This window comes from Chryseobacterium barbadense, from assembly GCF_042849955.1.
Classification (GTDB): domain Bacteria; phylum Bacteroidota; class Bacteroidia; order Flavobacteriales; family Weeksellaceae; genus Chryseobacterium.
The window spans coordinates 271,659-284,400 of sequence record NZ_BAAFHL010000001.1 but is presented as its reverse complement, the minus strand read 5'-3'; the positions used below and the strand labels follow the sequence as shown (position 1 = coordinate 284,400).

Below are 12,742 nucleotides of genomic sequence, written 5' to 3'. Positions count from 1 at the left end.
ATTATTTCACTTTTTGAGGTATTTTATCTTTCCCTATAACTCTTAGGGTCCCATAATTTGTCAATGTAGAAAAAGGATTCCACCTTTGCCTTCCTCTTCTTTCAGGAACTGTTGTAGTTTTTGAAGTTTCTAAAGCATTACTGATAATATCCCACTCTTGTTTTCTATCACCTTGAGAAACATCACAAGTAACGCACCCCCAACTTTCAGTTCCTAAATGAAGCCTAAATCCGTCTCTTTGTGTTGCATCATCTTTATCATTATATGGATTGCTATCCTTCCTATCTAACCTGAACCATCCTGTGTGATTTGTATCCGCATTATTATCCAGGATATCATAATTCCCATTTGGAATTGGTTGTTGTTGTGGTCTTTCAGGATCTCTCGTAACAACTCCATTTTCAGAATGCCCTCCTGTAAATACTCCTTTTACAAGTATTCCATAATTAAATTTAGCTTTGTCTGCAGGAGTTAATTTGCTATAGTTTTGAGCCGATACAAATTTGTAAGGTAATTTTGAATTGACTTTACTTTTATCAGGTATAATTGCAAGAAGTCCTGTTGATTTATTAAATACTGCATCTACCTGTTTTCCATTAGGATCTATATAACGAAGAGGATTTTGATAAGTATAAATATAAGGATTTAAATTACCCCAATTATATACTCCTCCATTATGCTTTCCGTCTCCGTAAAACTCATTTTCCATAACCGGATTATAAATAGCCAACGGATCGACTCCATACCAAATACTTAACCTAGGGTTATAATACCTGGCCCCATAATAATACAATCCGGTATCCTCATCCAATTCTTTTGCATTAAATTTAAACGGATTGTTGTAAGACCCATCCATCTGTTCCAGCATCGTTTCTCCGAATGGTAAATTTAGGAAAAACTGCGTAGCCTGAGACTGGGAATTGGTTACAAATGTAGCTGTTCCTAAATGATCTCCATGCAGGTAATATAAATCTGGGCTTTGGTACACTTCTCTCAGTTCCACCGATACATTATTTCCAAGATCTGTTTTCTCCAGATATTTTTTAAAGTCTGCCTCTACGTCCGCTGTCTTTTCAGGTGCTTTTTGCGGTGTTGTTCTGCTATAGAGGACTGAAGGATCTTCAAATCTCACAGCTCCATCCAAGAGTCTGCTGGCAAACCTTTTGGAGCCCTCAAAATAATGCTTCGTGTACTGTCCTGTGGAACTTACCGTAACATAAGGATTCGGATAAAGTTTATACTCAAACAGTTTCAATTCATCAACTATAACAGGTACTCCGTTCTGGTAAAGCTGGGTAGGAGCTTCCAGACCATACTTAATAACTCTCTCCCCTTTGTCATCATAAGTATAATACTGGTAAATTCCCGTGTTATCATTATAAAATGCTCTCATACGATCCTGTTCATCCCAGAACATTTTCTTTGTTCCGTTATTATCATTATGTGTTACGGCATTCCCGTTATAATCATATTCAAAAGCTTCTGTATTTCCGGTAAAACTATCAGTTACTTTATCTACCTTATGTGTTCCGCTTATATAGCCGTAATCATTTTGGTATGTATTTTCCGGTACAACAATCTGGTCTCTTTCATGGTGCTGCATTTTTCGGACAATTCCTCCTACATTATTATATTTCATTTCAAGCTGATAGGTTGATTGTGCCATATTAGAAATATGAATAGGCTGCTGTTCTCCGTCCAAGATTGTTTGCCTTGTCCCAGTTCCTATTAACCGGTTCAGGGTATCATAACTGAGCTCAAACTGAAACGCTCCTCCCATACCATTTCCCAGAGGGTATGCCTCATTCTTAATCGTGGTAATATTCGAAAACTCATCATATTTGTATGAATTATTCAGCATTATATTGTTAGAGGCATTATATAAACTATAATAATCCAATCTTCGGTTCTGGGCATTATATCCATAATTTTGATAGGTTCCATTACCATATTGAATTCCTACACGCTGTTCATATTGATCATAAAAGACATTCTGAATATAGGTATCTCCAAGGTTATTGTTTACAGATTTAAGATTTCCTCCCTTATCGTAATGGTAAGAAACAAGCTCATCATCCGGATACTTAATTTTGGTGATACGGTTCCAGCTATCATAGTTGAAATAGGTTTTAAAATACATTTCAGGGATATGGTAACCTCGTACCACTCTCAATTCAGAAAGTACCTCACCCATTCTTCCATAGGCATATTTAGTGCTTCCTGATCCGTCTTCTTTCACAAGAAGCTTACCGGCATTGTTCCCTGCTGTAGAAGGAGCATACTGATACATAACATTGTTCGGGTTAGGATCCCCGGAAGGCAGATCCGGTAATATGATTCCTGAAAGCCTGTTATAATCATATTTGTATTCTATAAAATGAGTACTGATCGCAGGATCATTGATCAGGTTTTCTGTCATTAATCTCACAAGGTTCCCTGCCTGATCATATTCATAGGTAGTTTTTCCCTTATCAGGATGAACCTGCTGTGTACGTCTTCCTACTAGATCATAGAAGTAACGTGTTTCCATACCTTCCGGATCTTTTACTGTCATCAGTTCCCCAACGGTATTATAGACAAATAGTGTAGTAACCGGCTGTGAATACAGATAATCATTTTTCTGCACTATTTTTCCTTCAGCATTGGCATACGACTCTGTCTTTTCTGTTGAAATCTCCTCTGTTGTCTTAAACAAGCCATTTTCAATGGTGTAGATGGTCTTTTTTATTGCACCATCTTCATCTGTAAAAGAGGTAACCCTATCCTTACTGTCATATATATTCGAGGTAAAAGGTTCAGACAATGCGTAAGAATTCAAACTCTGATACCCGATTCCTTCATATTTTGGATGATATTGTCGGGTTGCCCTTCCTAAGCCATCATATATTGTTCTACCGGATACTGATCTTCCTTCATACCCATTCATCTCAATATCTTTCTTCACCTGCACTATTCTTCCCAGGAAGTCTGAATAGGTGTCCGTCATAATCGTATTCCCGGCTGCTGCATATTCAGGATCGAAATTGGAAGTGGATGCTCTATATATTTTTATTGTCGCATCAGGATTCGGAATTCCGGCATGGTCTAGCCAATATTTGTACTTAACGGTCGGTACGGTAGAGGCACTTGCAATTTCATTAGGCCCCATAATAGATTTTACTCTTCCGAAACCGTCATAATAAAACACCATGGCATTTCCACCCGTATCCACTTTTCTTGTTACCACATCGAACAGCGGATTGTATATTGCCGTTGACTGAATATTGAAAATATCTTTTACCTGAACAATATATTTCCCGGTTACTGCATCATCGTAAGTATATTCCAGCGTGTACCTCTGTCCGCTGTTGTTATTCGGCGGATAGGTTATTTTCTTGATATTTCCTGCGGCATTATATTCTATATCGGTAGGAATGTAGTTGGCGCCATCGAAAACCGCATAAGTTCCCACATCACCGTTATTCCAATTGATATTGGAGGCAGTTCTTCTTCTTAATAGTACAGATTGCGTATTTCCTTCATAAACCTCAACAAGTACAGGGATCCCAATAATGTTATTATTAACCGCCTGATACTTAATATTTGTATTGTATGAAGTAGAAGGACTGATATATTGATATTTCGAAACGAGTCCTTTTGTCGTATACGAAAACTGTTCGGTAGTTTTAATGCTTCCGCCGGATTCAAATGCCGTTTTCACTTTTTCATTCAACATGGCAGTTGCCATTTTTCTACCTTCCCGTCCTCCTTTATCATAATCAATCGGTAAGTCTGAATTTAGATTGATTTCAAGCTGTGAGTTATTAGTGATAAATTTTCTAAGCTTATATCCGTATTTTACATCAGACATATAGCTTCCGCTGCCATTCTGCACGGTACTCTGTTTAATTAATCCGTTTAATAGATAACTATTGTTAAAATATAAATCGGTAGTTGTTCTCTCAACAGAACCGTTGTTCATTTCCTGTTTGATGACCGTATCAAAACCAAAATCCTCTCTTTCTCGTCTGTCATATTTTCTGTTTCGGAACGTATAACGGGTTTCCATCTTGGTTCCCTGCTCAGTTGTATAGTTTACTGAAAATACATCCGGCTCCACAACACTTATTTTATTCACCACTAGCTTGGCATGCGGGTTATTGTAATTGGCACGGGCAAACTGATAATCCAGCATATATTTCCCTTTGGTAAAACTATTGGTAATAGACTTCAGCTTATTGGTTCTGCCTACCAGCGAATAATTCACAATAAATCCGCTGCTTGTGTCCTGTACTACATCCGTAAATCCATCACCATTCATATCCTTAAATGCTTTTCTTGTTTCAGATACGTTTAATCCCAGGTTAACCGTTGCTCCTGCTCCTGCTTTAATCCATAGTATTAATAGTACCACAGGTGGGATAAGGGTAATAGGCCCCATGTTGAACATATAATTCCCCCCGAAAGAGAAGGAACCGTTGAATGACCTTGTTTCATCCGTAAAATTGATTTCCCCTCCACTTTTTACCAAAGGAACGGCTGTATTGAATTTACTTCCTAAATTATACCGTACGGTAGCGGAATTATTGGAATTGTTTATTTCAAGAATATCAATTAAACCATCTCCATTTACATCTTCATACACTACATCTGCTGTACCTATAGAGGCGGATGCCCCTATACTGGCACTTATTCCGAATCCAAAGCTGCTTAAAGCTCCCAGATTCGCTGAAGATCCAAGTCCTCCCCCTATTCCGAGGCTCACACTTCCTTTTGGATGTGAACGATAGGTAATCAGATTTTCAAAAGTTGAGTCTCCGCTTAAGGTAGTTCCTAAATTAAATGCTACAGCCATTGCTGATCCGCCTCCGTTTTTTAGCCTGTCTGGAAGACCGTCGCCATTGACATCCATCCAAAACGTCCTTCCGGAGTCGTAAGAATTATAATAATCATTCACTCCTGCACTTATTGAAGCTCCTCCAGACCAAGGTAAGCCTGTATCAGGCTGGGTAGAAGTACCATTATCTCCCTGTGCACCAATTCTTCCTGTTACAGAGAATGCGTTATAGGAGAATCCCAGAGAATTCATTTTCTGATAACTTGCTGAATTCGTCGGGAAATCACCGGAATTCAAATCTTTGATATCTTCCAAGCTTCCGGTTGAATTGGTGAACTGTACAGAAAGAGGATATACAATATCAGGATAGCCGTCGCCGTTCAAATCAGAAAATGTCTGCGTTTCAACACTTCCTATTCCCATAAGTACGGTTTCTGAATTTCCTCCACTTCCCATTCCAAAGCTCAATCCGTCCGTCTTATTTTTGGAACTGCTTTTTTGGATTCTGTTGATAGACTTCATGGTTGTATCTACAGAAAGTTGCCCTGAAGTATATGTGGTAGGTGTTACAACAGGTACGTTCGGGATTGGGTTTGAAAAATAGCTGACCGTTTCATCATTATTGAAGTCCAGCGCTGTTGAATATTGATTAGGTCCTATACCTACATAATAACTTCTATAAAGCGTTCCTCGTGCTCTTATTATATTAGGTTTCATAGATGCTACCATCTGAGAAACGGTATTGTTACTTGCGTTTGGATCATTTGTGATGTTGATAATACAATCCGCTAAGGCTGCGTTATCATTCGTAATATTCTGACAGGCTGTATAAGTATTTTGTGTGGAGGCATTAGCCGAAAAAGCTGATATATCTATAGGTTCTCCAAAAGTATAATCGCTGTAAGTTCCGGGTTTATATAAAAATTGTCCCCAGTTATTAAATAAAGCGGTTTTCGTATTAAACATGGCCGTGTTAACGGCTGTTGCAGAAGCAGTACCATACCAGTTAACGTTATCATAATAAATATCAAAAGGTTTCCCGGCAAAATATTGTGAATATGCATTGAATAGAGCATAGTCTCCCCCTGTTTTACAGTATACCTCAATGGTTACCAAGTGACTATTACCCAGAATAGTGGACATGTCCCCGGTAAAGAAATCAATTGGCGAATTACCCGTAATGCTCTGACCTGTGGACATATCTTCCTCTACAAGTATCCCGTTTGTATGCGAAACAATAACCCTTCTTTTCCCAAGAACCTGGTTGCCTTTTTTTATGATATAATAAAATGTTCCTGTTCCTAGAGCAGAATAATTACTGATGTTTTTTTTGATCTGTATCCCATAAGTATGATTTCCTACCATTCCAAACATGGAAACATTCCTAATATCCAATTTTTCTTTTAGTTGCATCACCGCAAAAGAAGGATATTCCGGAACAGGTAAAAAGCTGACATTCACATTCGGATTAAAACTTGTTGAAGCATTATAATCTACCGTAATTTTATTCGTCCAGTTAGAAGGCAGGAAATTGGTATGTGAATCAGATTCTACAATAAACCTTAAGTATACAGGCTCTGAAGGATTAACATTCAGCGTTAAGGTATGAGCCGGTGTAGTTGCAAAAGTATTGGCATTATATATTTCCGGTGTAATTAAATCTGTAAGAGTCCCTGTAGCAGCATTTTCAGTAACAATCCTAAAGGTAAAATCATCGCTTATCCCGGAAAGATTGATGCTTTCTACATTAATGGTAGCCGTTCCCTGCGCATCCAGGTAAATAGGTGCTGTCAGATTATTTAAAAAGAAATTATTGCCATAAGGTCCATTATTTAACTGGAACTGGTTCTGTGAAAGTTCAAATGTATTCTGGATTGCAAATCCATTGGCATCTACATAGGTGATATTTGGATTAGTAGAAATAGGATAATTTTTAACCATATTCTTATGTAATCTCACATACACTTTATCACCACTTTTTACATACAATCTGTTCGGATTATTGATTCCCCAGGCAAGATTTGAAGCATACTGCGGAACAGCCTGCATTTGGGTATAATAATCATTATATCTTTCAATGTTGATGTGCTGCACCATATCCCCAGCATGAAGCTCTCTTAAATATATTCTTCCATTTTTATAAAGATTGGTCGTCCCATTGGGTGTCGGATCCTGGATTTCCACAGAATAATACATTTTTTGTGGTGGATTCTCAAGGGCTCCATAAGATGATATTGTTATTTCATCATTAAATTTGATATACCCGTCTTTTGGAGCTATCCATACTTTTACCACATCAGTGATAGGTACTTTCGGAAGCTCAGGAGCCACCGGACAGTTTTTGGGATCCGTACAATTATTCAGCTGATTTTGGATAGCTTTTGCTTTCACCACCATATTTTCTGTATATTCAGAATGCTTGGTCATTTCAGATTTACCCGAAGCTGTATCAAATCTATTAAACCACACTTCCCCATTGTTCACAATATCCATCAGACCGTCTGAGTTGGCATCAATCAGATAGGTTTTGGTAGTTCCTGTAGAAGATGACCTGATTTCGGAATGGCTATATACAATAGCTCCCATATCCCATCCTGAGTTGGTTGTTTTTGTTTCCGTAAACGAAAAGTCGCCCCCTGTGTAGTTCCCAATAGGCTGAGATGCCAAAAAGCTTAAATTTCCCTGGCCATCCAGCTTTCCGGGTCTTAAAAATAACCCTTCATCAGGAACTCTATAGATCATATCCTGTACTCCATCGCCGTTAAAATCTACCAACTGCTGTGCATTTCTGGCTTCGGAGTCTGAATATCCGAACGGAAACCCAAACATTAAATGGCCATATGCGTCACTGGATGGATAATAGAAATTTAATCCTGCCGCAGGCCTGAAATTAAAGCCTTTTTCAGAACTGATGTTCCCATTAATTTTAGATGGTCTGATGAAACCTCTGATGAACCCGGAATAAGCTTCCTTATCATTCTGAAGATTAACAGCTGTATCCGGACCAAATAACCTAACGTTACCCTGACCGTCTTTTACATCATTATAATACTCAAAGGTATAGCTGTCTGAAATTTCATTACAGGTTGGCTCAATACCTCCATTGGTACCGCCACCGCCACCAGATCCGTCATCTATCTCCCTTTCTGATTTGTTTTCCATACCGCTTTCCCCACTATTTTTACTTGCAAGTGTAGTCGAACAGGGGTTATTCGGAACGATATAAATTCTTTTTAAAAGGGTTTTAAAAAACTCCCCTTCTATATAATCCATTTTATACGTTCTTACGAGCTCCGTTTTGTATTTAACCTCAATATCTTTTAATAAAAATGGTTCTGATCTTTTGAAGCCCTGCTTGGCGTTGGTGGTAATATCTTTTCTGGTAATGCTCGTTTCTTTATTAAAGTTTACCGTATAGTCTTTATTTTTCCCATAGGCTACTTTTTTAATCTGGAAAAAATTCCCTCCGCCAGCTGACTCATTATAATAAGTGAACTCCATGGTATTGCCATGGGCATCTTCTACCAAGCGGAGCCCCCAATGGGCAATTCCTCCCTGGCCATATAATACGGAATCCGGAGAACCGCCGTAGTATCTTTTGGTTCCGTCTGTAGACGTTACTTTCCATGTATAACTTCCGGGACCGTTTCCTATTCTTTCAATTAATGAAAAATCATGGTTTTTTCTTAAGTAGAATTTCTTCACCTGACTATTGCCGGGATCGGTATATGCCGTTCTCAATTGCTTTTCAGTGGTAATAGCCGTATTGGTTTCACTTACGTCATTATGTCTGTGGGGCAGATATCCGTTGGGATAAACCAGCATTTCTCCATCAAAGGAATAGAGCTCTGTTTCTTTGCCTCCATCGAATGCAGGAACTCCCCATCTGGAATCTACAGTGATGGAAGATACCCCATTAATATTCCAGCCGTCTCCCATCCAGCCATTTCCTCCTGCACTATTATACCCTATCGATAACGAAGGTTCAAGCCCACCGATTCCTTTTGGAACACGGATAGGATAATTGGCATTGGCATCCCCTTTTTGTGTTGTCGTAGGAATATCCATAAGCTGCAAACCTGCCGTAGGATCAGCCGCTTTAAGTCCGCTGATACTAGTTGGAGCAAATGCTTCTAATTGTGAAGATTCAGGGACTGAAATAACCCCGTTGATATAATCGGTGTCTCCCTTGGTCTCTACAGTGACTACTTTTTTCTCTGTATCTACTTTACTGGACGGGTCCACCCTCCATTTTTTCGAAGCATAATCAAAATAAAAAGCTTTTATTTCTTTTGCAGACCTTGCGCCAAGTTTCTTTTCATCGTATGGGAAAGAGAAAAGCAGATTTTTCGTTAATTCTCCGGATTGTTTTTCTAAACGATACGCGTTGGAATTTACCGTCAGGGCTTTAATCTCTCTCGAAACAGCCGGATAATCTTTTTTCCGTAATTTTAAAACCTGTATCTGGGCAACCTCCGCTACAGAATTCTTCTCAATGGCGATTGTTGAGTTTTCATAAACTTTCGTTTGTTCAGAATCCTTGGATATATTGATGATAAGCGGAGTATATTGCTTTTCATTCAGTGTTTTAAATGATGATTTGCTTTCCGGAATTTTATAGTCTCTAACTCCCGTTGAATTCGTAATACTCACAAAGCCTTTTGCCTTATCTTCTTCCGAAAGTTCAATTAAACTTTCATATTCTCCTTTTACTGATGAAACAGAGTGGTCTTTAACTCGTATCGTATGGAGGGCCGATCCTGTTTCGACCCCTTTTATGTACAGATTATTTCCTGACAATAAAGATGAAATTTCAGATGAAGGCGCAAAGCTGTTTTCAAAAACAATTTTTACATTTTTTACCTTATATTTTACCCCATCAACAGAAGACGTAAAAAGAATAGTGTTTTTCCCTTTTTCCAGAGAACCCGGGGCAATTTCTTCTTTTTGAGTGCTCCATTGGCTGCTTGGAACAATGATATTTCCTCCAAACGCAAAGTTTTTATTGATGGATCGGGAAACTGAGTGATAAGTCTCTAATCCAAATAAATCGTACACCAAATACGCCTTAATATTCTTTTTTATTTCAGGAATTGTTATGGTAAAGAAATTATCAGACGGGTTGTCTGATTCATCATCAGAAAATTCTCCAATCATCCCCTGCTTTTCCTCAGAATTAAAGATATTTTCCGAATCCTTATTCTTCAAGGCAACAGGCATTAAAACATCTCCTATTCCGCTATTATCTTCACTCTCGCTTTTGACAACGTTCGAGACAGCATGATCCGGGCTCTGTTTTTCTTTATTATCTGTTGAATCTGTATCCTCCGTTTTTGAATGATACCCGTATTTATCCATCATTCGAAGCTTGAAAGCCCGGACTTTCTGGCGGTCTTCTTTCGTAAAACTTGCAAATAAGAACATACTTGCAAAAAAACATACGAATAGTACTGATCTTTTTGTAAAAGATTGTTTAATATTTATTCTCATGGTTAGCTTAGTCAACAATTAATTTAAATGTTTTGATCAATTTCCCATTCTGCGTAAGGTTGATCAAGTAAGAACTTTGAACCGGAAGATGACCAACATATGATCTTACATTATCACTGATTTTCTCCATTTTTATAAGTCTTCCTCCAGCATCGTAAATTGAAATCACTAAATTTTCCATTTTAGGAAAAACAATGTTAAAATTTTGATCTTTCTTTACAGGATTTGGATACAGCATTATTTTGCTTACATCTAAAGAAAGAGCTTTTTCATCATATTCAGTCCCGGGACCGGACCCAGAATAAGGGTCAGTTTCATTTTCTTTTTTACCTTTTGGTCCCACCGCAAAAGTGAAACGGGTCTTATCTCCGGAGTCAAAGGCATCCAGGAAATCAACTTGGCTGAATATGATATAATTCTCATTTTCAACTCCCGGAATTTTTTTAGTCTCCCCGTTCTCTTTTTTAAGCAGCATCCAGTAGGAAAGAGGAAGCGCGCGCGGATTAACGGTTTCTTTAATAATCCTTACACTATAATCAGTTTTGGGAATTTTGCTTCCTATAAAATTGATTTCCCAGGTTCTCTCTACAACATCCAAATCTTTTTCTGCTTTTAAAGACATTCCATTATTATCATCAGACCATATCACAAAATTATTATTGTCAATAGTCGTGGGGTTCTCTACGTTAGTCCGTTTGATATCATTCATTCCGATAGCCAAAAACGGATCTGCCTGGTTCGAGGATTGCTTCTGGTAAAGCTCGTTTCCGTCATCTCTTCCTAAACCTGTTGGCCTGTGTTTGTAATCTTTATGCTTTTCCGGATCCCAGATTACCTTACCATCACTACCATAATACTTTCCTTTTTCCAAGGATATTCCATATTTGATAGACAAATAAGAATGAATTTTGTTGAGATCCATTGTTTTGGCTTTTCTGGGAAAGAAAATAATCTCATAAAGATTTTGATCTTCAAATTTGATCTTCAAACTATCGGATTTTTCTTTTATGTCCGCAGTACCGGCAAAGGAAAAGATACTTGGTCTTTTTCTGATTTCTTTCTTTTCTTTACCATTATCATATGCCATATTACTTAAGGAAACATTTTTGTCTGTATTCTTCCAGATCAGCTCATCCTCTTTTGAGGTGTGAACCAAACTCAGAGTATGACTCTTGTTCTTACTGTACTTAATATATTTTTTGAGAAGTTTGTCTTTGATGCCGCAATGAAAGTTTAATAGATTTTCATCTTTACATCGTGTCGCTTCACGCAAAGTAGGATTAGCCTTTTCCCATAGTTGGGCATCCGAACCAACCAGCTGGGAATAGGCAGAGAAAGAGCACGACAATAGTACCATCGTGAAAATTCTCCTGTAAGAGATTTTATACATAAAATAGGTTTTGTTAACAATAGATATGAAAAATCTATAAAGATTTCCCACTAATCATCATCTGAAAAAAATCACTTATTCACTTAAGATAGAATAAATGTTTTCATTAAAGTTTTGTAAGGTTCTGACTTTGGGGTACCTGAGTTTGAAATATTTATCATGTTTATTAGTTTATTTCACGAATATAAGAAAAATTCCATTTCAATTATCAGATTATATTAAATTTTTAACTGTTTTGTTTAGGTGAAATATAATTTGCTCAAAATAGCTTATCCATCATTAAATGAAATTAATTTCTTTTTTAAAAACACGCCACGTTCTGTCGTCTCCCGCTTCTACTTTTGCTTTCTAAAACTTTATTTAAATAGAAATATGGACAAGATATCTTTACAACGAATTGAAAAATTACACCCTTCCGTAAGAGAGGAAGTAGAAAAAATTATTAAAGAATGTGACGAGGCTCTGATCGGCAGAGCTAAAGTAAGAATCACTCAGGGACTAAGATCTTTTGAGGAGCAGGAAAAATTATATGCCATTGGTAGAATCACAAAAGGGAAAAAAGTAACCAACGCCAAAGCGGGGCAAAGTATTCACAACTATGGCCTCGCTGTAGATATATGCATGATCATTGATGGAAAAGTGGCAAGTTGGGACACTGCGAAAGACTGGGATAATGATAAGATAGCCGACTGGTACGAATGTGTGAAAATTTTCGCTAAAAACGGATGGGATTGGGGTGGAAGCTGGAAGACTTTCAAAGACCTTCCTCATTTTGAAAAAAAGAGCATTCCGACTAAGAAAAAATTGATCAAAACCAGCTGGAGAATCCTCTCTAAAATGAAAAGGGATAAAGATGGATATGTCATTTTTTAATTCTCCTGTATTTGAAATTAATTTTTTATACGTCAAGTTCTGTCGCTTCCCCCACCTACCTTTGCTTTACAGAAAAACACCAAAAAGCTGTAAAAATAAATGCCCAAAACCAATAGTTTTTGAGAAAAAACTGTTGGTTTAATTTTCTAAAGCTGTCTGGTATTTTTTACATA

3 protein-coding genes are annotated in these 12,742 nt (G+C 37.6%); 1 reads left to right on the top strand and 2 read right to left on the bottom strand.

The annotated features are described in order from the left end of the window. Position 1: 1 nt before the first annotated feature. Both ACGHIN_RS01390 and ACGHIN_RS01385 read right to left on the bottom strand, forming a co-directional pair. A complete protein-coding gene (locus tag ACGHIN_RS01390; protein ID WP_390450224.1) occupies positions 2 to 10,306 on the bottom strand; it encodes a SpvB/TcaC N-terminal domain-containing protein in 10,305 nt (3,434 codons plus the stop codon). 7 nt (positions 10,307 to 10,313) lie between these two features. Next, entirely contained in the window at positions 10,314 to 11,696 is a 1,383-nt protein-coding gene (locus tag ACGHIN_RS01385) for a T9SS type A sorting domain-containing protein (RefSeq protein WP_390450223.1), read from the bottom strand. Between the two features lie 372 nt (positions 11,697 to 12,068). Here ACGHIN_RS01385 and ACGHIN_RS01380 point away from each other — a divergent pair, with 372 nt between their 5' ends. Next, entirely contained in the window at positions 12,069 to 12,569 is a 501-nt protein-coding gene (locus ACGHIN_RS01380) for a M15 family metallopeptidase (RefSeq protein WP_390450222.1), read from the top strand. The last annotated feature ends 173 nt before the right edge of the window (positions 12,570 to 12,742 follow it).

Bases quoted from the DNA above. Each gene is read 5' to 3' on its own strand.
- ACGHIN_RS01385 (WP_390450223.1), bottom strand. From the start codon at position 11,696: ATGTATAAAATCTCTTACAGGAGAATTTTCACGATGGTACTATTGTCG.
- ACGHIN_RS01390 (WP_390450224.1), bottom strand. From the start codon at position 10,306: ATGAGAATAAATATTAAACAATCTTTTACAAAAAGATCAGTACTATTC.
- ACGHIN_RS01380 (WP_390450222.1), top strand. From the start codon at position 12,069: ATGGACAAGATATCTTTACAACGAATTGAAAAATTACACCCTTCCGTA.